The following is a 23,631-nucleotide window of genomic DNA, read 5'->3' on the forward strand; positions in this document are numbered from 1 at the left end:
CGGCCCTCGGCCGCGTCACCGGACGCCGGACGGGCCGGGTGCTCCGGGCCGCCCACCGGAGGTCCCTCCACGCCCTTGGGTGCAGGGTGAGTTCGGGGCGCGGGGTCCGCGGCGGAGTCCCGGCGATGGGAAGGCGCGGCGGTGGCGTCGGGTGGCATGGTTCGCTGTCCCCTCCAGTCGTGGCCGACGCCGCCGGATCGTGGCGGCGGGGCCAGGGCCGGTCAGGCGCGTTCGGCGGCGAGGGCGCGGACCGCGTCCGCGAAGGCCTCGCCTCGCTTGTTGTAGTTGACGAACATGTCCATCGAGGCGCAGGCGGGAGCCAGCAGAACCGTGTCCCCCGGCCGCGCGAGCCGTGCCGCTTCGCGGACCGCCGCCGACATCGCCCCAGTGTCGGTCCGGTCGAGGTCGACCACCGGGACCTCGGGCGCGTGTCGCGTCAGGGCTTCGGCGATCAGCGCCCGGTCCGCGCCGATGAGCACGACGCCGCGCAGTCTCTTCGCCGACTTCTCGACGAGGTCGTCGAACGTCGCACCCTTGGCGAGGCCGCCCGCGATCCAGACGATCGGGTCGTACGACGCCAAGGAGGCTTCCGTGGCATGGGTGTTGGTGGCCTTGGAGTCGTCCACGTACGCGACGCCGTCGACCTCGTCCACGTACTCGATGCGGTGCGCGTCGGGCCGGAAGGCCCGCAGTCCGTCCCGCACGGCGGCGGGCTCGACACCGTAGGCACGGGCCAGCGCGGCCGCGGCGAGGGCGTTGGCGATGTTGTGCGGGGCGGGCGGGTTGACGTCGGAGACCTCGGCCAGCTCCTGGGCCTGCTTCTGCCGGTTCTCGACGAACGCGCGGTCCACGAGGATGCCGTCCACGACACCCAGCTGCGAGGGTCCGGGGGTGCCGAGGGTGAAACCGATCGCGCGGCAGCCCTCCTCGACGTCGGCCTCGCGGACCAGGTCCTCGGTGGCGGGGTCGGCCACGTTGTAGACGCAGGCGACCGTGTTGCCCTCGTAGATGCGGCCCTTGTCGGCGGCGTACGCCTCCATGGAGCCGTGCCAGTCGAGGTGGTCGGGCGCGAGGTTGAGCACGACGGCGGAGTGGGCGCGCAGTGAGGGCGCCCAGTGCAGCTGGTAGCTGGACAGCTCGACGGCGAGGACGTCGTACGTCTCGTCGCCCAGTACGGCGTCCAGCAGCGAGACGCCGATGTTGCCGACGGCCGCCGTCCTCAGGCCCGCCGCCTCCAGGATCGAGGCGAGCATACGGACCGTCGTGGTCTTGCCGTTGGTGCCGGTGACCGCGAGCCAGGGAGCCGCGCCGGGACCGCGCAGCCGCCAGGCCAGTTCGACGTCTCCCCAGATCTCGACGCCCGCCTCGGCGGCGGCGGCGAACAGGGGCTTGTCGGGCTTCCAGCCGGGCGCCGTGACGATCAGCTCGGTGCCCGCCGGCAGGGTGGCACCGTCGCCGAGGCGGACGGTGATGCCCGCCGCCTCCAGCTCCGCCGCCTGCGCCTTCGCGCGCTCGTCGTCGCCGTCGTTGACGACCGTGACGATCGCGCCGAGGCCGTGCAGGACGCGGGCGGCCGGAATGCCGCTCACGCCCAGCCCGGCGACGGTGACGCGCTTGCCCTGCCAGTCCCGCGTGGTCACTTGTCGGCCGCCCAGCCCGCGTAGAAGAGTCCCAGACCCACGATGACGCACATGCCCTGAATGATCCAGAAACGGACCACCACAAGGACTTCCGACCACCCCTTGAGTTCGAAGTGGTGCTGCAGCGGGGCCATCCGGAAGACGCGCTTCCCGGTGAGCCGGAAGGAGCCGACCTGGATGACCACGGACATGGTGATGAGGACGAACAGACCGCCGAGGAGCGCGAGCAGCAGCTCCGTGCGCGAGCAGATCGCGAGGCCGGCGAGCGCGCCGCCGAGCGCGAGCGAGCCGGTGTCACCCATGAAGATCTTGGCGGGCGAGGTGTTCCACCACAGGAAGCCGAAGCAGGCGCCCATCAGCGCGGAGGCGACGACCGCGAGGTCGAGCGGATCGCGCACCTCGAAGCAGGCGTTGGGGTTCGTCAGCGTCATCGCGTTGGCGCAGGACTCCTGGAACTGCCAGAGCCCGATGAAGGTGTACGCACCGAAGACCATCACGGAGGCGCCGGTGGCCAGACCGTCCAGACCGTCGGTCAGGTTCACGCCGTTCGACATCGCAAGGATCATGAACAGCGCCCAGATCACGAACAGCACCGGGCCGATCGACCAGCCGAAGTCGGTGACGAACGACAGCTTGGTGGAGGCCGGGGTCTGCCCGCGGATGTCGGCGAACTGCAGCGCAAGCACCGCGAAGGCGATACCGACGATCAGCTGGCCGGCCATCTTCGCCTTGGCCCGCAGACCCAGCGACCGCTGCTTGACGATCTTGATGTAGTCGTCGAGGAAGCCGACCAGGCCCATGCCCGCCATGAGGAAGAGCACCAGCACACCCGAGAACGTCGGGTCCTCTCCGGTGATCACCTTGGTGAGGGCGTACGCGATCAGCGTGGCCAGGATGAAGGCGATGCCGCCCATGGTGGGCGTGCCCTTCTTGCTGCCGTGGCTGCGCGGGCCGTCGTCGCGGATGAACTGCCCGTATCCCTTGCGGGCCAGCAGCTTGATCAGCAGCGGGGTGCCGATGAGCGTCAGAAAGAGGCCGATGGCCCCCGCGAAGAGGATCTGCCTCATCGGCCGGTGACCTGCCCCTCGGAGCCGTCGGTGCCGGCGAGCAGCGCCTCGGCGATCCGCTCGAGCCCGGCCGACCTGGAAGCCTTCACCAGCACGACGTCTCCCGGGCGCAGCTCTCTGCGCAACAGTTCGACCGCCGCCTGCGTGTCGGACACGTGCACCGACTCCTCACCCCACGAACCCTCGTTATAGGCGCCCAGTTGCAACCAGGACGCTTCCCTGCCCCCGACTGCGACGAGCTTGCTGACGTTGAGCCGGACGGCGAGCCGTCCGACCGCGTCGTGCTCGGCCAGCGACTCGCCCCCGAGCTCGGCCATCGGGCCGAGCACCGCCCACGTGCGTCCCCCGGCGGCCTGGGCGGCCGCGCCCATGGCCGCGAGCGCACGCAGGGCGGCTCGCATGGACTCGGGGTTCGCGTTGTAGGCGTCGTTGACGACCGTCACGCCGTCCGTTCGCTCGGTGACCTCCATACGCCAGCGGGAGAGGGTGCCGGCCTCCGAGAGCGCGGTGGCGATCTCGTCGACGGACATGCCCAGCTCATGGGCGACGGCGGCCGCGGCGAGCGCGTTCGACACGTGGTGCTCACCGTACAGCCGCAGGGTCACGTCGCTGCACCCGGAGGGTGTGCGAAGGCGGAATGCGGGCTGTCCGCTCGGCATCAGCCGGACGTTCTCGGCGCGTACGTCCGCTTCGTCCGACTCACCGAAGAACACGACGCGTGCCTTCGTGCGGGAGGCCATGGCGCGTACGAGCGGGTCGTCGGCGTTGAGGACGGCCACCCCGCCCGCTTCGGCGGCGGGCAGCGACTCGACGAGCTCGCCCTTGGCCTCGGCGATCTGCTCGCGGCCGCCGAACTCGCCGATGTGGGCGGTGCCGACGTTGAGCACGACGCCGACGCGCGGCGGGGTGAGACCGGCGAGGTAGCGGATGTGGCCGATGCCGCGGGCGCCCATCTCCAGGACCAGGAACCTGGTCTCCTCGGTGGCGCTCAGCGCGGTCAGCGGCAGGCCGATCTCGTTGTTGAGGGAGCCGGGGGTCCAGACGGTCGGCGCCTTGCGCTGCAGCACCTGTGCGATGAGGTCCTTGGTGCTGGTCTTGCCGGCGGAGCCGGTGAGCGCGACGAGGGTCGCGCCGAGCCGCTTGACGACGGCGCGTGCCAGTGCGCCGAGCGCCGCTCGGACGTCGTCGACGACGATCGCGGGGACGCCGACGGGACGCGAGGCCAGTACGGCGACCGCGCCCGCGGCGACCACGTCCGCGGCGTAGTCGTGCCCGTCGACCCGCTCGCCGACGAAGGCGGCGAAGAGGCTGCCGGACTCGATCTCACGGGAGTCCCGGACGACGGGTCCCGTGACGCGCACGGACGGATCCGGTATGTCGTACGGCCGCCCGCCGACGATTTCGGCGATCTCGGCGAGGGAGAGGGCGATCAATGCTTCATCCCTGACTGTTCATGTGACGTCTTGCGGCTGTGTTCGATCGCTTCGCGCAGCACCTGGCGGTCGTCGAAGGGGCGGACCACTCCGGCGATGTCCTGACCCTGCTCATGTCCCTTGCCGGCGATCAGCACGGTGTCACCGGCCTCCGCGCGGGCGACGGCCGCGCTGATGGCCGCGGCGCGGTCCGCGTCGACCAGGACGTCGCCGCGCTCGTGGGCGGGCACCTCGGCGGCGCCCGCGAGCATCGCGGCGATGATCGCGAGGGGGTCCTCGGAGCGGGGGTTGTCCGAGGTCAGCAACGCGGTGTCGGCGAAGCGGGCGGCGGCGGCACCCATCGGGCCGCGCTTGGTGCGGTCGCGGTCCCCGCCGCAGCCGAGCACGATGTGCAGCTTGCCCTGGGTGACCTTGCGCAGCGAGCGGAGAACCGATTCGACGGCGTCCGTCTTGTGCGCGTAGTCGACCACCGCGAGGTACGGCTGGCCGGCGTCGACGCGCTCCAGCCGCCCGGGCACGCCGGGCACCGCGGCGACACCGTCGGCCGCGGTCTGGGGATCGATCCCGGCGACGGCGAGGGTGACGATCGCGGCGAGGGTGTTGGCGACGTTGAACGGGCCGGGCAGCGGCGCCTCGGCGCGTACCCGCTCGCCTCCCGGGCCGACGACGGTGAACGTGGAGCCCAGCGGGCCCACTTCGACGTCCTCGGCCCGCCAGTCGGCGTCGGGGTGGCCCTCCGCCGAGAAGCTCACCACCGGGATCCCGGCCTCCGCCACGAGGCGCCGGCCGTACTCGTCGTCGAGGTTGACGACGCCGCGCCGGGCGCGGGCCGGCGTGAACAGCTGGGCCTTGGCCTGGAAGTAGTCCTCCATGCCGGAGTGGAACTCCATGTGCTCCGGCGTGAGGTTGTTGAAGACGGCGACGTCGAAGACGCAGCCGTCGACGCGGCCGAGGACCAGCGCGTGGCTGGACACCTCCATCGCGACCGATTCGACGCCGCGCTCGCGCATCACCGCGAACAGCGCCTGCAGATCGGTGGCTTCGGGCGTGGTGCGCTCCGACTTGATGCGCTCGTCCTCGATGCGCATCTCGACGGTGCCGATCAGCCCGGTGCGGTGTCCGGCGCCGCGCAGCCCGCCCTCGATGAGGTAGGCCGTGGTGGTCTTGCCGGAGGTGCCGGTGATGCCGATCTGCAGCAGGCCCTCGCCGGGCCGTCCGTAGATGTCGGCGGCGAGCTCGCCCATCCGGCCGCGCGGGTTCTCGGTGACGAGCACCGGCAGTCCGGTCGCGGCGGCGCGGTCGGCACCCGTCGGGTCGGTGAGGATCGCGACCGCGCCGAGGTCCTTCGCCTGGGCGACGTAGTCGGCGCCGTGCAGCCGGGCACCGGGCAGCGCGGCGTACACGTCCCCGGGGCGCACGGCCCGGGAGTCGTGCGTGATGCCGGTGACCGCGCCGGAGCCCGGGGGCTCTACCCCCAGCCGGGCGGCCAGCTCTGCGAGGTCGGTCGCACGGACCTCGGCCGGACGGGGTGGGGCGGTTCGGTACTGATCAGCTTGTGGCACGGCGGTGAGCGTACCGGGCGTACCGGGACGGGCGCTAAATGAGGTGGCGCCCGGCACCTGGTTCCCGGAATCGGACGTGATCGTTCTCACTGGCTGTTCCTCCGGGGTCACGCGCCGGGTTCGAACGTGACCGGCAGCCGGGCGGGGGCGTTGCCGGTCGGCGCGACCTGCAGGGTCTTGAGCGCGAACTCCATGACCTTCTTGTAGATGGGTCCGCAGATCTGGCCGCCAAAATAGCTGCCCTTGGTGGGGTTCTGGATGGCGCAGTAGACGGTGATCTGCGGCTTGTCGGCGGGCGCGAAGCCCGCGAAGGAGGCGGTGTAGCCCCGGTAGCGGCCGAGTTCCGGGTCGACCCTGTTCGCCGTGCCGGTCTTGCCGGCGACGCGGTAGCCGGGGATCCGGGCCTTGGTGCCGGTGCCCTCCTCGTCGCCGACGACCGATTCGAGCATGGTGGCGAGGGTCTTGGCGGTCTTCTCGCTGACCACGCGGGTCGTCTCGGGGGCGGGGGCCGGGGCGAAGCGGCCGTCGGGGCCCTTGGTGCCGCGGACCAGGGTGGGTTCGATGCGTACGCCGCCGTTGGCGATGGTCGAGTAGACCGAGGCCGCCTGCATGGCGTTGATCGACAGGCCCTGGCCGAACGGGATCGTGTACTGCTGCGAGGTCGACCAGTCCTGGGGCTTGGCGAGGATGCCGGCGGTCTCACCGGGGTAGCCGAGCCCGGTCGGGCTGCCGATGCCGAACTTGCGCAGGTACGAGTAGAGGACCCGGTTGGCCTGCGTCTGGGTCTTGCCGAGCTGTCCGGTCGCCAGGATGGTGCCGATGTTGCTGGACTTGGCGAGGACGCCGTTGAGCGTCAGGTACCAGGTGGGGTGGTCGATGTCGTCCTTGAAGAGCCGGTCGCCGCGGTGGAGCCGGTTGGGGACGGTGACATGGGTGGCGGGCGTCGCGGCCTGTTCCTCCAGGACCGCGGCCATGGACATGACCTTGCTGGTGGACCCCGGTTCGTACACGTCCTGGAGGGCGGCGTTGCCCATGGCGGCGGCGTTGGCCCGGGAGATGTCGTTGGGGTTGAAGCCCGGGGCGTTGGCCATGGCCAGCACCTCGCCGGTCCTGGTGTTCTGCACGACCACGTAGCCGCGGTCCGCCTTGGACTTCTCCACCTGCTGGCTGATCGCCCGCTGGGCGGCCCACTGGAGGTCGCGGTCGATGGTGAGCTCGATGTCGGAGCCGGGGACGGCGGGCGTCTCGCGGCTTCCGGCGGTGGGCACCCGGCGGCCGCCGGACTGGGCGTAGGTGATGCTGCCGTCCTCGCCCGCCAGCTCCTTGTCGAGCATGGACTCCAGGCCGCCGGCGCCGCGGCCGTCGGCGTTGACGTAACCCAGTATCCCGGCGGCGAGATCGCCGTTGGGGTAGACGCGTTTGCTGCTGGTCTCCTGGAAGACGCCCGCGAGGACGTTGGCGCCGGGGCCGCCCGCGGCCCGGTCCGCCGCGGCCTTCTCGGCGAAGACGCTCTTGAGGTCCTGGATCTGCTTCCAGACCTGCGGCATCTGACGGCGGGCCAGGACGGTGTAGCGGGACTTGGGCGCCTTGAGCTTGTTCGCCAGCTCGGCGGCGTCCTCGCCGACGATCGGCGCGAGCAGCGCGGCGGCCTGCTCGGGCGCGTCCGGGGCCTTGCTCTCCTCGGGCGTGAACATCTTCGGGTCGGCGGTGATGTCGTACGCGTCCACGCTGGTGGCCAGGGCGATCCCGGAACGGTCGGTGATCCTGCCGCGCTCGGCCGCCAGCTTGTGGCTCAGGTAGCGGTTCTTCTCCGCCTTGGCCGCGTACGTACCGGCGTCGACGGCCTGCACCTGCAGCAGCCGGACCACGAACGCCAGCATGACGAGGGTGAGGGCGAGGCTGACGAGCCGCAGCCGGGGCCGGGGGTTGCCGAGCCTGATCCGGCCGGGCGCCGCGGTCCTGCCGGGGCGGCGCGCGGCGGGACGGCCGCGGCCCGCGGGCCTGCCGGGACGTGCGGGGCCCGGCACACGGCGCCGCGGTGGTTCCTGGGGTGGCACTGCGTCACCTGCCGGGGGTCGTGGGGGGCGGCGTCGGCGCACCGGACACGGGCGGCTGCGCGGAGGGCGGCTTCTGGGCACCCGATGCGGGCGGCGGGGCGGGGGCGCCGGACGCGGGCGGTGGCGTCGCCGCCGGTGCGGGCGTGGCCGATGCGGGCGGCGGCGCGGGACGCCGTACGGCGGACGGGTCGGCGGTCGCCCTCTTCGGCACGCCGCGGACCGTGCCGTCCGGCCCGAGGAAGGCGGGGCCGCCACCGGGCACCATGCCGAGTTCCCGGGCCCGCCGCTCCAGCGCGTCGGGAGCGGAACGGCCGTCCACGTCCCGCTGGAGCGCCTGCTCCTGGTCGGTGAGTTCGGTGGTCTTCTTCCTGAGCTCGCTCAGCTTGAAGGAACCCTCGTTGAGCGAGGTGTTGAGGAGCAGCAGGGAGATCAGTCCGCCGCCGAGCAGCACGACGACGAGCAGGACGAAGGGGGTACGGGCTGCGGTGCTCGGTCCGGACGGCATGAACCGTGCGAGCCGCGCGGCGCGTCCCCTGAGCTGTCCGGCGGCCTTCCTCACCGCTCGCCCTCCCTCTCCGCGGCTGCTGTCACCGATCGCTCTCCCTCGCCGCGGCCGCCGTCACCGCACGTCCTCCCGGATCCGCTCGGCGCCGCGCAGCCTCGCGGGCGCGGCCCGGCGGTTCTCGGCGACCTCTTCCTCCGTGGGGAGTTCGGCGCCGCGGGTGAGGAGCTTCAGCCGCGGCTGGTAGCGCTCGGGGACGACGGGCAGTCCGGGCGGTGCCGTGCTCGCGGCGCCTTCCGCGAAGACCTGCTTGACCAGCCGGTCCTCCAGCGAGTGGTAGGAGAGGACCGCGATCCGGCCACCGACGGCGAGGGCCTTCACCGCCGCCGGGACGGCGCGTTCCAGGACCGTCAGCTCGCCGTTGACCTCGATGCGCAGGGCCTGGAAGGTGCGCTTGGCGGGGTTGCCGCCGGTGCGCTTCGCCGCCTGCGGGAGCGCGTCACGGATCAGTTCGACGAGCCGGGCGCTGTTGGAGAAGGGCTCCTTGTCCCGCTCCCGTACGACCGCCGCCACGATCCGCTTGGCCTGCTTCTCCTCGCCGTAGGCGCGCAGGATCCGCACCAGCTCACCGGGCGGGTAGGTGTTGAGGACCTCGGCGGCGCTGACCCCCGTCGTCTGGTCCATGCGCATGTCGAGCGGGGCGTCCTGGGCGTAGGCGAAGCCGCGGTCGGCCTCGTCGAGCTGCATGGAGGAGACACCGAGGTCGAAGAGGACGCCCTGGACGGCGGGGATGCCGAGCCGGTCGAGGACGTCGGGCAGCTCGTCGTAGACGGCGTGCACGAGGGTGGCGCGGTCACCGAAGGAAGCGAGCCGCTCGCCGGACAGCCGCAGCGCCTCCTTGTCCCGGTCGAGCGCGACGAGCCGTACGCCGGGGAACCTGGTGAGCAGTGCCTCGCTGTGTCCACCGAGGCCGAGGGTGCAGTCGACGACCACGGGGCCCCGGTCTTCGGCGGGGCCGGTCCCGGGCTGCTCCAGGGCGGGCGCCAGCAGGTCCAGGCACCGCTGGAGCATCACCGGGACGTGTCGCTGGCTCAATGCGCCCTCTCAGGTCCGGCGCGGGCGGTGGCCGGGCCGGACGTTCGTTTGCCGCACGCGCGGGAGATCGCGAAATGTGCAGGATGTGTCCGTGAACTGCGCGTCACTTTAGTCCACAGGTCGTGCCGGTCAATCAACCGGCTGGCGCGTCGCACCGGCGGCCGTCGCCGGTTCCGGGGAGCGAACGACTCACCCGAACGGACCCCGCCCGTGCCCGCCTGTGGGTTAGCTCACAACAAGCCTCGTTGACGTTCTTTGTCCGCTCTCACAGCGGGCTTCGCGGGCTCGTGACCATTACCGTCGTAGACATGTCGACCTCCGCGCACCTCCCCGCCGAACCCGCCGTCTCGAACGGAACCGTCACCGAGCGGCTCATCGAAGCGAACCAGCGCTACGCGTCGAAGTTCACCGACCCCGGGATGGACGCCCGGCCGGTGCTCCAGGTCGCCGTGGTGGCCTGCATGGACGCCCGGCTCGATCTGCACGCGGCCCTGGGCCTGGAACTCGGCGACTGCCACACCATCCGCAACGCGGGCGGGGTGGTCACCGACGACGTGATCCGCTCCCTGACCATCAGCCAGCGCGCGCTCGGCACCCGCAGCGTCATCCTCATCCACCACACCGGCTGCGGTCTGGAGAGCCTGACCGAGGACTTCCGGCACGAGCTGGAGGACGAGGTGGGGCAGCGGCCGGCCTGGGCGGTCGAGGCGTTCCGCGATGTCGACCAGGACGTGCGGCAGTCGATGCAGCGCGTGCGCACCTCGCCGTTCCTGCTGCACACCGAAGACGTCCGCGGCTTCGTCTTCGACGTCACCACGGGCCTGCTGCGGGAGATCGACCCGGCCGCCTGAACCGATCGCACGGCGCGGCACAGGGCCGCGTGCGGGCGGCGCGGGACGGCGTGGGCCGGCGTGGGGCGGCGTGGGGCGGCGTGGGCCGGCGTGGGGCGGCGTGGGCCGGCGTGGGGCGGCGTGGGGCGGATCACAGCTCTCCGTGAGCAGCCAAACACGGCAACTTCCGACATATGGCACCCACTTATCCACAGGCGAGTGACACGAAGCGGTACCGCCAACAAGAATGCGGGTGTGACACCTCCGCGGAACCGACCGCGGGCGGTGTCCGTGTTTCGGAGTGGGCCGTGCCGTAAGCAGCGCACCGGTCCATGGAACGGGCCGAGGAGGGCCGGGTGACGACCTATGACGATCGAGCGAGCCTCACAGATCTGACCACCACAGCGGAGCGTGTCCGCAGGTCGGTGGAGGGTGTGATCGAGGGCAAGCCTGAGGTCGTACGGCTCTCGCTGACCGTGCTGCTCGCCGAGGGACATCTGCTCATCGAGGATGTTCCGGGCGTCGGCAAGACGATGCTGGCCAAGGCGCTGGCGCGATCCATCGACTGCTCGGTCCGGCGTATCCAGTTCACGCCGGACCTGCTGCCCTCGGACATCACGGGTGTGTCGATCTACGACCAGCAGCGGCGGGACTTCGAGTTCAAGCCGGGCGCGATCTTCGCGCAGATCGTGATCGGCGACGAGATCAACCGCGCGTCGCCCAAGACGCAGTCCGCGCTGCTGGAGTCCATGGAGGAGCGGCAGGTCACCATCGACGGGCAGACGTACGAACTGCCCAGCCCCTTCATGGTGGTGGCCACGCAGAACCCGGTGGAGATGGAGGGCACGTATCCGCTGCCCGAGGCGCAGCGCGACCGCTTCATGGCCCGGGTGTCGATGGGCTATCCGACGCCGGAGGCCGAGCTGCAGATGCTCGACGTGCACGGCTCGGTGTCGCCGCTCGACGACCTCCAGCCCGCGGCGCACGCCCATGACATCGTGAAGCTGATCGACGCGGTGCGCACGGTCCATGTCGCCGACTCCGTGCGGCGGTACGCGGTGGAGCTGGTCTCCGCCACGCGCAACCACGCGGACCTCAGGCTGGGTGCCTCGCCGCGCGCCACTCTGCATCTGCTGCGGGCGGCGAAGGCCTCGGCCGCGCTGTCCGGCCGGGACTACGCGCTGCCGGACGATGTGCAGTCGCTCGCGGGGCCGGTGCTCGCGCACCGGCTGCTGCCCACGGCCCAGGCCCAGCTGAACCGCCGTACCGCCGAGCAGGTCGTGCTGGAGATCGTCCAGCGCACGCCCGTACCCACGTCGGGCAACGACAGCGGATACGGCACGGCGCCCCGCCAGGTGCCCGGCAGCCCGGCCTACGGCCAGCAGCGGCCCGGCGCCCGGCGGCTCTGATGGCGGCCGGGAGCCCTGCCGCCGGCGGTGAGGACAAAGGCGGTCTGCGGGCGGCTCTCGGCGGCCTGACCACGCGCGGCCGCTCCTTCCTGGCCGCCGGTGTGGCCGCGGCGGTGTGCGCCGTGGTGCTGGGGCAGAGCGATCTGCTCCGGGTCGGGCTGCTGCTCGCCGTGCTGCCGCTGATCTGCGTGGCCGTGCTGTACCGCACGCGCTACCGGGTGGCGGGCAGCCGCCGGCTGTTCCCGTCCCGGGCACCGGCCGGCTCCGAGGCCCGGGTGCATCTGCGGATGGACAACGTCTCGCGGATGCCCACGGGTCTGCTGATGCTCCAGGACCACGTGCCGTACGTGCTGGGGCCGCGGCCCCGCTTCGTGCTGGACCGGGTGGAGCCGGGCGGCCGCCGGGAGGTGTCGTACCGGGTCCGCTCGGATCTGCGCGGGCGGTATCCGCTCGGCCCGCTGCAGCTGCGGCTCAGCGACCCGTTCGGCATGTGCGAACTGACCCGCTCCTTCAGCGCGTACGACACGCTGACCGTCATCCCGCGGACCGAGCCGCTGCCGCCGGTGCGGCTGTCCGGCGAGGCCATGGGGTACGGCGACGGACGGCAGCGCTCGCTGGCCCTGGCCGGTGACGACGACATCATTCCCCGGACCTACCGGCACGGGGACGATCTGCGCCGGGTCCACTGGCGTTCCACCGCGCGCTACGGCGAGCTGATGGTGCGCCGCGAGGAGCAGCCGCAGCGGGCGAGATGCACGGTCCTGCTGGACACCCGCCGTGGCGCCTACCAGGGCGCGGGCCCCGACTCGGCCTTCGAGTGGGCGGTGTCGGGCGCGGCCTCCGTGCTGGTGCACATGCTGGAGCGGGGTTTCTCGGCGCGCCTGCTGACGGACACCGGGACCTCGGTGCCGGGCGACGGCGGGGAGGGTTTCGCCGGATCCACCCAGGAGTCCGCGGAGTCGGCCGGGCTGATGCTGGACGCCCTCGCGGTCGTGGACCACTCGGACGGCGCGGGACTGGCGCGCGCCTATGACGTGCTGCGCGGCGGTAACGAAGGGCTGCTGGTCGCCTTCTTCGGCGACATGGACGAGGAGCAGACGGTGGTGACGGCCCGGATGCGGCAGCGCAGCGGCGCCGCCGTCGCGTTCGTCCTGGACAGCGGTGTGTGGGTGACGGGCGGGGCGGTGGACGACGTGGTCGAGGGGCGGCTGCGCCGGCTGCGCGAGGCGGGATGGACGGCGGTGCCCGTCCGGCCCGGGGCCGCGCTGCCCGAGCTGTGGCAGCAGGCCGCACGCGAACGGACCGGGTCCGCCGCCGGTGCGACGGTTGCTTCCGGGGGATGGTCATGAGCGGTCGCGGAAGGCTCGCCCTGTGCGCCTATGCCGCCACGCTGATGGCGGCGGGCGCCATGATCCCGCTGGTCGATCCCTGGGTGTGGCTGCTGCAGGCCGCGGTCCTGCTGGCGCTGGTCGCCGGGGCCGGCGCACTGGCGCGTCGGGTGCCCCTGGCGCGGCCGCTGACGGTGGCGGCCCAGGCGGTGCTGGCCCTGCTGATGCTCACGCTGGTCTTCGCCCGGGAGCAGGCGCTGATCGGACTGCTGCCGGGGCCCGATGCCTTCGCCCGGTTCGGCGAGCTGCTGTCCACGGGCTCCCAGGACGTCGGCCGGTACGCGATCCCGGCGCCGGCGACCGACGGCATCAAGCTGATGCTGATCGGCGGAGTGCTGCTGATCGGCCTGTCGGTGGACGCCCTCGCGGTGACGTACCGCAGCGCCGCTCCCGCGGGTCTGCCGCTGCTCGCGCTGTACTCGGTGGCCGCCGGGCTGTCCGGCGGCGGGTCCGGCTGGTGGTGGTTCCTGCCGGCGGCCTCGGGCTATCTGCTGCTTCTGCTGGCCGAGGGCCGGGACCGGCTGTCCCAGTGGGGCCGGGTCTTCGGCGGCGCGCCCCCGCGCGGTGCGGCCGGCTTCGAGCCGGGGGGCGGAGCCGCCCGGGCGCCGCTGCGCACCGGCCGACGGATCGGTGCGGCCGCCCTCGGCGTCGCCCTGGCCGCCCACGCCGCGTTCCCGGCGCTGGGCAGCGGGCTGCTGGGAGAGGACGGCGGCGGTTCGGGTACGGGCACGGGCGGCGGCACGATCAACGCGGTCAACCCGGTGGTGACGCTGCAGGACAGCCTCAACCAGCCCGAGAGCCGCGAGTGGCTGAAGTACAAGACCAACGCGGACGCCACCGGCGACATGTATCTGCGGATCATGGCGCTGGACCAGTTCGACGGCGGGGCGTGGAAGTTCTCGGTGCGCAAGGTCACGGACATCCCGGAGCGGCTCCCCCAGCCGGAGGGCCTGGGCAGCGGTGTCGGCACGACGGAGATCAGGACGAACATCTCCGCCGCCGGTGCCTACAAGCAGGGCTGGCTGCCGATGCCGTATCCGGCGACGAACGTGGCCGTGGACGGGAACTGGCGCTTCGACCCGGCCCGGCGGACCATCGTCGGCGACCGCGGGCAGACGACCGGCGGGCTGCAGTACTCGGTCACGAGCCTGCAGGTGAAGCCCACCGCGGAGCAGCTCGCCGGAGCACCGAAGGCGCCCGCGTCGGTGCTCGAGGAGTACACGAAGGTGCCCGATGCCCTGCCGGCCGACGTGCCGGCCACCGCGCTCCGGGTGACGAAGGGCGCGGCGAACGACTACGAGCGGGCGGTGAAGCTCCAGGACTGGTTCGCCGTGGACGGCGGTTTCACCTACGACACCCAGGTGGAGTCGGGCGGCGGTGCCCAGGCGATCTCCCGCTTCCTCAAGAACAAGGAAGGGTTCTGCATCCACTTCTCGTTCTCCATGGCCGCGATGGCGCGGACGCTGGGGATACCGGCGCGGGTCGCCGTGGGCTTCACGCCCGGTTCGCCCGCGACGGGCGGAGCGATGTCGGTCAGCAACCAGGACGCCCACGCCTGGCCGGAGTTGTACTTCGAGGGTGTGGGGTGGACCAGGTTCGAGCCGACACCGACGCGGGGCAGCGCGCCCGACTACACCCGTGCGAGCACTCCGTCGGGCGGTCCGTCCAGCCCGGCCGAGCCGGAGGCGAGCGCGTCCGTGGCCGTGCCGGTCGCCCCGTCGCAATCTGCCGACTGTTCTCCGCAGGAGCGGCGGCTCGGCGAGTGCGGAGCACAGGCGCCGGAGGACGTGTCGGTGGCCGGCGGCGGAGGGCCGTCGCTGCCCACCGTCCTGCTGTGGATCGCGGTGGGCGCCGGTGTGCTGCTCGTACCGCTGCTGCCGATGCTGTGGCGGCTGCGAGTGCGAGCCGTCCGGCTGGGTTCCGACGGGCGTACGCCCGAGGAGGCCGCCGCCCGGACGCTGACGACCTGGCTGGAGATCGGCGACACGGCGTGGGACTACGGCATCCTGCCGGACGAGTCGCTGTCGCCGCGCAGGGCGGCCGCCCGCATCGTGCGGCTCGGCCGTCTGGAAGGCGAGCCCGCGGACTCGGTCCACCGGGTGGCCCACGCGGTGGAGCAGATCCTGTACGCGCCGCGTCCGCTGCCCGGGACCGGTCTGGCCGAGGACGCCGGACGGATCCGGGCGGGCCTGTCCGCCCAGGCGGGCCGCGGTGCCCGGCTGCGGGCCCTGTTCCTGCCGCGCTCGGCCGTGCGCGTCGTGTGGGCGTCCTCGGAGCGCTGGAGCACGCTGACGGACCGTGGGACCGCCGCCCGTCGCCGGATCACGGACCGCTGGCTCGCCCAGGTGCGCAGGCAGTCACAGCAGCGCGGCTGAGAAGCGGTAGGGCCGTAGGGGCCGGGCGGGACGCGATCCTGCCCGGCCGGCCCGTTCGGGATCGGCTCCGGGTGCCTGAACGTGAGGTCACGCGAAACGGGTGAGACCTCGATACGGGTGAGGTCACCCGTATCAGAGTGCTTGGTCGGCGAAGGTCACAAAGGGCTCAGTGGCCCTGCTCGTCGCGGCGACGCTGCCACCGCTGCTCGATCCGGTTCATCATTGACCGGCGCTGCTTGGGCTGTCGGCTCGTGGCCTGAGCCCCAGGGCTTTGCTCACCCGGCTTGGGCGCCTTGCGCCAGCCGGTGACCGCCAGGACCGCACAGCCGAGCATGACGAGAAAACCCACCACGCTGATCCAGATCTGCTGGGCGACCATTCCGGCCATGAGGAGCGCGATACCCACCAGGAAGCCGGCGACCGCCTGGTAGACCCGTCGCCGGGTGTACGTACGCAGCCCGCTTCCCTCAAGCGCTGTCGCGAACTTGGGATCTTCGGCGTACAGCGCTCGCTCCATCTGCTCGAGCATTCGCTGCTCGTGCTCCGAGAGCGGCACGGAGTCCTCCTAGTCGTCGGTCGCTGGGGGCGACCGGTATGCGGCCCTTTCAGGATAGGCAGGGAATCGCCCCCGTGAAACCCGCCCGCTGCCCGATTGCCCTTCGGGGCCGCCATGCCGGATCGACTGCTGAGGCGTAGATTCCCCAACCGCCTGTCCGTCATGCCGGATGGTGTCCCCCGATCATACGGGGCGGACGCCCCGAGCGGGCGTCCTGTGGCGTACTCCATCTGCTGCTGCGTCGCTGATCAGCGGTGCGGCGGCGGCACGGTGCCGGTGGCTCAGCCGTGCTTCTCGCCCAGTACGTGGAGCTGTGTCGCGATCGCATGGAACGCGGGCAGCTCGGCGGCGGCCTCCTCCAGCTGCAGCAGGGCGTCCAGAGCGCCCGGCTCGGTGTCCACGAGGACGCCCGGAACGAGGTCGGCGAAGACCCTGACGCCGTGCACGGAGCGGATCTCCAGACCCGCGCCGGCGGCCAGTTCGGTGAGCTGCTCGGCGGTGAAGCGGTGCGGCACCGGGTCGCCCTCGCCCCAGCGGCCCGCCGGGTCGCCGAGCGCCTGCCGGGCCTCGGTGAAGTGCCCGGCCAGGGCCCTGGCGAGCACGGCGCCGCCGAGCCCGGCGGCGAGCAGGCTGAGCGCCCCTCCCGGACGCAGTGCCTCCACCGCGTTGCGCACGCCCTCGGCGGGGTCCTCGACGTACTCCAGCACGCCATGGACCAGCACGGCGTCGAAGCCGCCACGCTCCACGACCTCGAACAGGCCGTGCACATCGCCCTGGACTCCGCGCACCCGGTCGGCGACCCCGGCCTCGGCGGCCCGGCGCTCCAGCGCGAACAGCGCGTTGGGGCTGGGGTCGACCACGGTGACGCGGTGGCCGAGGCGGGCGGCGGGCACCGCGAAGTGACCGGAGCCGCCGCCGGTGTCGAGGACGTCCAGCGAGTCCCGCCCGGTCGCCTTGACCCGCCGGTCGAGCGCGTCCTTGAGGACGTCCTGGACCACGGCGGTCCGGAGGGAGGCGCGGGAAGGGGTCTCCCCACGGCGAAGCCGTACGGGGGGCTTCTGGTCCGACACGGCAGTTGACTCCTCGGCGCGGTGCCGCCCCTGCTGACGGGGCGTGAACGGTGCAGGCTCGCTCCACCCTATTGCCTCCGCCCGGCGTCCCCGTCATCCCACGGCATCCCCCGTCCCCGGCTGCTCGGGCCTGGGCTGCGGCAGGACCGGCTGGAGCACCAGCAGCCGCTCCACCAGGCGCAGGAACATGGCCGCGTCGCGGATCAGATCGTCGGCGTCACGGCTGCCGGCAGCCCCCTGGATACCCGCCTCGGCGCGCGCCCTGCGCACGGCGCCGGAGGCGAAGAGCGCGCTCCACTCGGTGAGCTCCGGGGCGATCTCGGGGAGCACCTCCCAGGCGGACCGTATGCGTGCCCGGCGGCGCGGGCTGGTCTCGGGCCGGCCTCGGGCGGCGAGTACGGCCGCCGCGGTGCGCAGCGCGGCGAGATGGGCGGTGGCATACCGCTCGTTGGGCGTTTCCAGGGTGGCGGCCTCTTCGAGGCCCGCCCGCGCCTGGCCGAGCAGATCGAGTGCGGCGGGCGGCGCGGAGGACCGCCGCAGCACGGGGTGGACATCGCTCGCGGGACCGGTCAGTGAGGGGGCAGGGCCGCCTGCGCGGAGCCGGCGTGCTGCAGCGGCGTACGAGCTGGCCATGACGAACCTCCTGTCGTCGGGTGACGGCATTCCGGCCGTCTGTGCCCATCCTGGGTGACACCACTGACAATCCGCCCTGACCTGGGCATTCCTCGGGGTGAGGTGGTGACTGCGGTGCGGAGCTAAGGTGATTCGAGGAGCACGGCGCGGTACGTGGAACCCCCTCGGAGGGGTCATGCGCGGACAGCACGGTGACCCGCCCGACAGTGCACAGACCCTTCTCGTCACCCTCGGGCGTCTCGTCGACCAGGCCCTGGAGCGGATCAGGATCCAGCGGGCCAGGGCCGAGCTGGCCATGGCCCTGCAGCGCCACATGCTCCCGCCCGAGCTGCCGGACCTGCCCGGTCTGCGCGTCGCGGCCCGGTACTCGCCCTCCAGGGACGGGCTGGACGTGGGCGGCGACTGGTACGACGCGTTCGTGATGTCGGACGGGTCGCTCGGGCTCTCGATCGGTGACGTGCAGGGCCATGACGTGGAGGCCGTCGCGTTCATGGGACAGGTCCGCACCAGCCTCCGGGCCATCGCCGAGGCCACGAGCGATCCGAGGGAGGTGCTGGGCCGCGCCAACAACCTGCTCATCTCGATGGGCTGCGGCCTGTTCGCCACCTGCTGCTTCATACGCTTCGACCCCGTGACACGCGATCTCCACGTGTCCCGTGCCGGTCATGTCCCGATGATCTGGGCGACGGCCGGCGGCGGCTACGGGGTCGCGCTGGACAGCGGTGGCCCTCCGCTGGGCATCGTGGCCCGCGAACAGTATCCGGTGACGCACCGGCGGCTGACGGAGGCAGGGGTGCTGGTCCTGCTCACCGACGGAGTCGTTGAGGGGCCCACGTACCCGATGGAGGCGGGCCTCGCCGAGGTGGCCAAGCTGGTGCGGGCGGGTTTCGACGCCGATCCCGACGTGCTGGCCTCGGCCGTGATCAAGGTGGCCGATCTGACCGGTCACCGCGACGACGCCGCGGTCCTCGTCGCCCGCTATGACGGCCCCGCGAACGGGCCCCCGTCGTGAGGACCCCCGTCGTGAGGTCCGCCGTGCGCGACCCCGCCGCCCGACGGACCCACCCGAGTCGCCCCGCTCCCGCCGACGACGGAGACTGCTGTGGTGCGCGATGAGGAGATCCGGCGTTACGGCTCTGTGGCGCTTCGCATCCTCGCCGTGGCCGCCGTCTACTACGGCTCCGCCGAGTTCGGGCTGCTCCAGCAGCTGGTGCGCGGTCAGGTCACTCCCCTGTGGCCGCCGACGGGGGTGGCCCTGGCCGGTCTGCTGTTCTTCGGCCTGAAGGTCTGGCCGGGCATCGCCCTGGGGGCCTTCCTGGTCAACGTGTCCATCGGTCCTTCGGTGTTCCCGGTGCTCGCCATCGCCGCCGGGAACACGGCGGCGCCGGTCTGTGCGTACCTGCTGCTGCGGCGTGCCGGGTTCCGGGAGGAGCTGGACCGGCTCCGGGACGGACTGGCGCTGATCTTCCTCGGCGCCCTGGCCGGCATGCTGATCAGCGCGACCGTGGGCAGCGGGGTGCTGCTGCTCGCCGGGGCGCTGGCTCCTGGCGGCTTCTGGCCGGCGTGGTCGGTGTGGTGGACGGGCGACGCGATGGGGGTGCTCGTGGTCACCCCGTTCCTGCTCGTTCTGCGCAGGGTCCGGTGGCCCCGTGGTGTGCGGCCGAGCCGCTGGGCGGAGGCGGTGGCGCTCGCGGTGTGCACGCTCCTCGCCACGCTCCTCGCGACCGCCACGGGCAGTTCGTCGCTGCTGTTCCTGGCGTTCCCGTTCCTGATCTGGGCGGCGTTCCGGTTCCAGCTGGCGGGGGCGGCGCCGTGCGCGCTCGGGGTGTCGACGCTCGCGATCTACGCCGCGACCCGGGAGGCGGGGCCGTTCGCGGGTCAGGACCTGTTCTCCAACATGGTCACGTTGCAGGCGTTCAACGGCACGACCGCGCTGACCGCGCTGCTGCTCGCGGCCGTCATCACCGAGCGGAACCAGACGCATGAGGAGATCAGGCGCGTCTGCGCACGGCTGGCGGAGATGGTGGCGGGCATCGAGCCGCGCGACCGCTGACCCCCGACTCCCCAACCTCCTCGACCTCCCCGGCCTCCCTGGCGCGGCCAACCCCCGCCGCTGACCCCGGTTTTGCGTCGTTCACGGGTTCGGAGTAGCTTTTGCACTGACCAGTCAGTTCAAAAGGGGAGGCGGCGTGGACAGCCCGCACGGGGCGGCCGTACGTGCCGAAGGGTTCGGGCTCAAGGGCCCGCGGGGCTGGGCGTTCCAGGGGGTGGACGTCCAGGCCGGCCCCGGCTCGCTCATCGCGATCGAGGGCCCGTCCGGCTCGGGCCGGACGTGTCTGCTGCTCGCGCTCACCGGGCGGATGAAGCCCACGGTGGGCCGGGCGGAGGTCGGCGGGCTGCCACTGCCGCGCAAGATGGCCGCCGTGCGCCGTATCAGCGCGCTCGGCCCTGTCCCGGGGGTCAGCGATCTCGATCCGGCGCTCACGGTCACCGAGCATCTGCGTGAGCGTGCGCTGCTGCAACGGCGGTTCGACGGCTCGCTTCGCGCGCCGCTGCGGCCGCGCGGCGAACGGGCCGAGTCGGCCCGGAGCCGTATCGCCGAGGCACTGGAGACGGCCGGGCTCGACGTGGACGCCCTGCCGAAGGCAGGGCGCACGGCCGTACGGGATCTGGAACGCCTGGAGGCCCTCCGCCTGTCCGTCGCCCTCGCCCTGATCGGCCGGCCCCGGCTGCTGGCCGTGGACGACACCGACCTCAAGCTCTCCGACACGGACCGCGCGCAGGCCTGGGCACTGCTGCGCGACATCGCCGCACGGGGCACGACGGTACTGGCCGTGTGCAGCGAGGCACCGCAGGACGCGGTGCTGATCCGTACGGTCACGACGGCGGCCGGGGAGGCCGAGCCGGGTCCCGCCCCGGATCCCGAGCGGGCGGAGACCGCGCCCGACGGCGTGACGGAGACCGCGGAGGAGACCGAGCCCGCCGACGTGACGGACACCCCGGCGGAGACCGAGCCCGACGACAGCACACCCGGGCCCGACCGGCCCGACGGCGCCACGGGCAACCCGGCGGACGCCGAGCCCACGGAGAGCGCGGCCGATGCCGACTCGGGCCGGCCGGACGACAGCACGGACGGCGCCCAGCACCACACCAACGACACCGAGGAGGGGGCGGCCGATGCGTTCGCCGAGACTGGCCGCGCTTGAGCTGAAGCGGTTCGGGAGGGGCAAGCTGCCGCGTGCCGCGCTCGTCGCGATCCTTTTGCTTCCGCTGCTCTACGGCGCCCTGTACCTGTGGTCCTTCTGGGACCCGTACAGCAGGCTCGACCGGATCCCCGTCGCCCTGGTCAACGACGACAAGGGCGCCACCGCCGACGGCAAGAAGATCGCGGCGGGCGACGAGATCACCCGGAACCTGCTCGACAGCGAGGTCTTCGACTGGCACGAGGTGAGTGCCGCCGAGGCCCGCGAGGGCGTCGAGGAGGGCACGTACTACCTGTCCCTCACCATGCCCGCCGACTTCAGCAAGCGCATCGCCTCCTCCTCCGGCGACGCCCCGGAGACCGGCGCGCTGGAGGTACGGACCAACGACGCGAACAACTACATCGTCGGGCAGATCTCCCGGACGGTCTTCTCCGAGGTGCGCACGGCAGCCTCCACCAAGTCGTCCCGTTCCTTCCTCGACAAGATCTTCATCTCCTTCTCCGACATCCATGACGCGACCGAGAAGGCGGCGAAGGGCGCCGACGAGCTCAAGGACGGCGTCGGCAAGGCCAAGAAGGGCTCGAAGGATCTCTCCGACGGGCTGAAGGACGCCAAGCAGGGCAGCGGCAGGCTCGCGGGCGGCCTGAAGAAGCTCAACAAGGGCGCGGGCGAGCTGGAGACCGGCTCCCGGCGGGTCGCGGACGGGACCCAGAAGCTCGCCGACAGGATCAACGGAGCGGCCGCCGGGGCACGTCCGTACCTCAAGGACAACGGCAAGAAGATCGGCGACTCGGCCCGGCTGGTCTCGGACCTGTCCAAGGCGACCAGGCGCAACCTGGATCTGATCGTCGAGCACGGCCCCGGCCTGCGTTCCGGCGCGCACACGGCCGCCGACAAGCTCGCGGCGCAGTACCAGAAGCGCTGCGTGGACAGTCCCCTGCCCGACATCACCCTGTGCCCGGACCTGAAGCGCGCGGCCGACACGGCCGCGGACGTCGCGACGATCGCCGACGATCTGGACGAGCTGGCCAAGGACGGCAACGGCGATCTGAAGAAGCTGGACGGCGAACTCGCGAAGCTCCAGAAGGGCGCCGACGACCTCGCCAAGCGCGCCCCGCATCTGCACGAGGACGTCGACTACGCCCTCGCCAGGATCAACGAACTGAACTCCGGTGCCCACAAGGTCGCCGATGGAGCCGCGCAGCTGCACACGGGTCTGGCCGGCGCCAAGACCGGTTCCAGCGATCTCGACACCGGCGTCGGCAAGCTCGAGAAGGGCGCGGGCGAACTCGACGGCGGCATGTTCAAGCTCGTCGACGGCTCCGGCGAACTGGCCGGGGGCCTCAACGAAGGCGTCGGCAAGATCCCCGACTACGACAAGAAGGACCGCGACCGCCGTACGGACGTCATGGCCGACCCGGTGCAGCTCGCCTCCCAGTCGATGCACAAGGCGGACAACTACGGCACCGGCTTCGCCCCGTACTTCATCCCGCTCTCCCTCTGGGTGGGTGCGATGGTCGCCTACATGCTGATCCAGCCGCTCAACCGGCGTGCCCTCGCCGCGGGCGCCTCCGCCTGGCGGATCGCCCTCGCGGGCTGGCTGCCGGTGGCCGCGATCGGGCTGCTCCAGGTCGGAGCCCTGCTGGCGGTCCTCCACTGGGGTCTCGGGCTGCAGATGGCCCGCGCCGCCGGGACGACGGCCTTCCTCGCGCTGACGGTGTGCTGCTTCGCCGCGATCATCCAGTGGCTGAACGCCCGCTTCGGAGCGGCCGGCCGGATCCTCGTCCTGGCAGTACTGATGCTCCAGCTGACCTCGGCGGGCGGCACCTATCCCGTCCAGACGAGCCCGGCGTTCTTCAACGCCATCCACCCCTTCCTGCCGATGACCTATGTCGTCGAGGCACTGCGCCGGCTGATCACGGGCGGCGGCATCGGTCCGGTCTGGCAGGCCACGGCCGTGCTGGCCGCGTTCACCGCCGGGGCGCTCGCGCTCACCGCCGTATCGGCGCGGCGCAAGCAGGTGTGGACCTTCGACCGTCTCCATCCCGAGCTGAGTCTGTGAGGCGGGCGAACCTGTGAGAATCGACGCCATGAACAGCAGCAGCACCCGGAGACAGGCGACCCGCGCCAAGCTCTACGAGGCCGCCGTGACCCTCATAGCCGAGCAGGGCTTCTCCGCGACGACGGTGGACGAGATCGCCGAGCGCGCCGGGGTGGCCAAGGGCACGGTCTACTACAACTTCAAGAGCAAGACCGAACTCTTCGAGGAGCTGCTGCGGTACGGCGTGGGCCTGCTGACCGCCTCGCTTCAGGAGGCCGCCGACGAGACGGAGGCGCGCGGCGGCACCAAGGTCGAGGCGCTGGACGGGATGATCAGGGCCGGTCTGCTCTTCATCGACCGCTATCCGGCCTTCACCCAGCTGTACGTCGCCGAGCTGTGGCGCACCAACCGCGCCTGGCAGTCCACGCTGATGGTGGTCCGTCAGCAGGCGGTGGCCGTGGTCGAGACCGTCCTGCGGGAGGGCGTCGAGCGGGGTGAGCTGAGCGCGGAGATCGACATTCCGCTCACCGCGGCCGCGCTCGTCGGCATGGTGCTGGTGGCGGCGCTCGACTGGCAGGCGTTCCAGCGGGAGCGGTCGATCGACGATGTCCACGCCGCGCTGTCGCGGCTGCTGCACGGACGCGTCAGCGGCTCCTGACGTCGACGGGAGTCCCGTCCTCCGGGAGCCCCGCATACGAAACGAAGAGTGCCGGTCCGGCGAAGCTCGATCCCCCCGAGCTTTGCCGGACCGGCGTATCCCCCGTTCCCCG

The 23,631-nt window shown here is 72.2% G+C and carries 19 protein-coding genes; 9 read left to right on the forward strand and 10 right to left on the reverse strand.

What is annotated here, in order from left to right; all coding sequences use genetic code 11:
* Positions 1-221 precede the first annotated feature (221 nt).
* From murD to rsmH, 7 genes are read right to left on the reverse strand one after another with little or no spacing between them, the layout of a single operon-like run.
* Positions 222-1,640 (reverse strand): UDP-N-acetylmuramoyl-L-alanine--D-glutamate ligase, encoded by a 1,419-nt coding sequence (gene murD, locus OG766_RS08955; RefSeq protein ID WP_266374852.1) that lies wholly within the window; start codon positions 1,638-1,640, stop codon positions 222-224.
* Entirely contained in the window at positions 1,637-2,707 is a 1,071-nt protein-coding gene (mraY, locus tag OG766_RS08960; RefSeq protein WP_266374850.1) for a phospho-N-acetylmuramoyl-pentapeptide-transferase, read from the reverse strand. The genes murD and mraY overlap by 4 nt, the downstream gene beginning before the upstream one ends.
* On the reverse strand, positions 2,704-4,140 hold the full coding sequence (locus tag OG766_RS08965) for a UDP-N-acetylmuramoyl-tripeptide--D-alanyl-D-alanine ligase (RefSeq protein ID WP_266374849.1): 1,437 nt from the start codon (positions 4,138-4,140) through the stop codon (positions 2,704-2,706). The genes mraY and OG766_RS08965 overlap by 4 nt, the downstream gene beginning before the upstream one ends.
* Positions 4,137-5,792 carry a UDP-N-acetylmuramoyl-L-alanyl-D-glutamate--2,6-diaminopimelate ligase gene (locus OG766_RS08970; protein WP_443045466.1) on the reverse strand — a complete coding sequence of 552 codons (1,656 nt, stop codon included), beginning with the start codon at positions 5,790-5,792 and terminating at the stop codon, positions 4,137-4,139. The genes OG766_RS08965 and OG766_RS08970 overlap by 4 nt, the downstream gene beginning before the upstream one ends.
* A gap of 17 nt (positions 5,793-5,809) precedes the next feature.
* On the reverse strand, positions 5,810-7,759 hold the full coding sequence (locus OG766_RS08975) for a peptidoglycan D,D-transpeptidase FtsI family protein (protein WP_266374847.1): 1,950 nt from the start codon (positions 7,757-7,759) through the stop codon (positions 5,810-5,812).
* A gap of 4 nt (positions 7,760-7,763) precedes the next feature.
* Complete coding sequence (locus OG766_RS08980) at positions 7,764-8,318, reverse strand: FtsB family cell division protein (RefSeq protein ID WP_423247021.1); 555 nt, start codon at positions 8,316-8,318, stop codon at positions 7,764-7,766.
* Between the two features lie 60 nt (positions 8,319-8,378).
* Entirely contained in the window at positions 8,379-9,356 is a 978-nt protein-coding gene (gene rsmH / locus OG766_RS08985; RefSeq protein ID WP_266374846.1) for a 16S rRNA (cytosine(1402)-N(4))-methyltransferase RsmH, read from the reverse strand.
* A gap of 308 nt (positions 9,357-9,664) precedes the next feature.
* Between rsmH and OG766_RS08990 the strand changes: the two genes are divergently transcribed.
* The 4 genes from OG766_RS08990 (at position 9,665) to OG766_RS09005 (ending at position 15,358) form a co-directional block, all read left to right on the forward strand.
* Positions 9,665-10,207, forward strand: a complete 543-nt coding sequence (locus OG766_RS08990; RefSeq protein ID WP_266374845.1) for a beta-class carbonic anhydrase — start codon at positions 9,665-9,667, stop codon at positions 10,205-10,207.
* Between the two features lie 335 nt (positions 10,208-10,542).
* Positions 10,543-11,595 (forward strand): AAA family ATPase, encoded by a 1,053-nt coding sequence (locus tag OG766_RS08995; RefSeq protein ID WP_266374844.1) that lies wholly within the window; start codon positions 10,543-10,545, stop codon positions 11,593-11,595.
* Positions 11,595-12,944 (forward strand): DUF58 domain-containing protein, encoded by a 1,350-nt coding sequence (locus tag OG766_RS09000; protein ID WP_266374843.1) that lies wholly within the window; start codon positions 11,595-11,597, stop codon positions 12,942-12,944. Before OG766_RS08995 ends, OG766_RS09000 begins: the two co-directional genes overlap by 1 nt.
* The gene (locus OG766_RS09005) at positions 12,941-15,358 is read left to right on the forward strand and encodes a transglutaminase family protein (protein ID WP_266374842.1); all 2,418 of its coding nucleotides are present in this window, start codon (positions 12,941-12,943) and stop codon (positions 15,356-15,358) included. The genes OG766_RS09000 and OG766_RS09005 overlap by 4 nt, the downstream gene beginning before the upstream one ends.
* A gap of 166 nt (positions 15,359-15,524) precedes the next feature.
* On the opposite strand, the gene OG766_RS09010 is transcribed toward OG766_RS09005, so the two are convergent.
* From OG766_RS09010 to OG766_RS09020, 3 genes are all read right to left on the reverse strand, one after another.
* Positions 15,525-15,914: a DUF3040 domain-containing protein gene (locus tag OG766_RS09010; RefSeq protein WP_266374841.1), complete on the reverse strand. Its 390-nt coding sequence runs from the start codon at positions 15,912-15,914 to the stop codon at positions 15,525-15,527.
* 281 nt (positions 15,915-16,195) lie between these two features.
* Entirely contained in the window at positions 16,196-16,984 is a 789-nt protein-coding gene (locus OG766_RS09015) for a methyltransferase (RefSeq protein ID WP_266374840.1), read from the reverse strand.
* A 93-nt stretch (positions 16,985-17,077) separates the two neighbouring features.
* Positions 17,078-17,617, reverse strand: a complete 540-nt coding sequence (locus tag OG766_RS09020) for an SAV_6107 family HEPN domain-containing protein (protein WP_266374839.1) — start codon at positions 17,615-17,617, stop codon at positions 17,078-17,080.
* A gap of 175 nt (positions 17,618-17,792) precedes the next feature.
* Here OG766_RS09020 and OG766_RS09025 point away from each other — a divergent pair, with 175 nt between their 5' ends.
* The 5 genes from OG766_RS09025 to OG766_RS09045 all read left to right on the forward strand — a co-directional run bounded on the left by OG766_RS09025 (position 17,793) and on the right by OG766_RS09045 (position 23,519).
* Positions 17,793-18,629 (forward strand): PP2C family protein-serine/threonine phosphatase, encoded by an 837-nt coding sequence (locus OG766_RS09025; RefSeq protein WP_266374838.1) that lies wholly within the window; start codon positions 17,793-17,795, stop codon positions 18,627-18,629.
* 93 nt (positions 18,630-18,722) lie between these two features.
* Complete coding sequence (locus OG766_RS09030) at positions 18,723-19,670, forward strand: MASE1 domain-containing protein (RefSeq protein ID WP_266378113.1); 948 nt, start codon at positions 18,723-18,725, stop codon at positions 19,668-19,670.
* Positions 19,671-19,806: 136 nt separating this feature from the next.
* The gene (locus OG766_RS09035; protein WP_266374837.1) at positions 19,807-20,823 is read left to right on the forward strand and encodes an ATP-binding cassette domain-containing protein; all 1,017 of its coding nucleotides are present in this window, start codon (positions 19,807-19,809) and stop codon (positions 20,821-20,823) included.
* Positions 20,795-22,882, forward strand: a complete 2,088-nt coding sequence (locus tag OG766_RS09040; RefSeq protein WP_266374835.1) for a YhgE/Pip domain-containing protein — start codon at positions 20,795-20,797, stop codon at positions 22,880-22,882. Before OG766_RS09035 ends, OG766_RS09040 begins: the two co-directional genes overlap by 29 nt.
* Positions 22,883-22,910: 28 nt before the next feature.
* Positions 22,911-23,519 carry a TetR/AcrR family transcriptional regulator gene (locus tag OG766_RS09045; RefSeq protein ID WP_266374833.1) on the forward strand — a complete coding sequence of 203 codons (609 nt, stop codon included), beginning with the start codon at positions 22,911-22,913 and terminating at the stop codon, positions 23,517-23,519.
* The last annotated feature ends 112 nt before the right edge of the window (positions 23,520-23,631 follow it).

The sequence above is a fragment of the Streptomyces sp. NBC_00259 genome, from assembly GCF_036181745.1.
GTDB classification, from domain to species: domain Bacteria; phylum Actinomycetota; class Actinomycetes; order Streptomycetales; family Streptomycetaceae; genus Streptomyces; species Streptomyces pratisoli.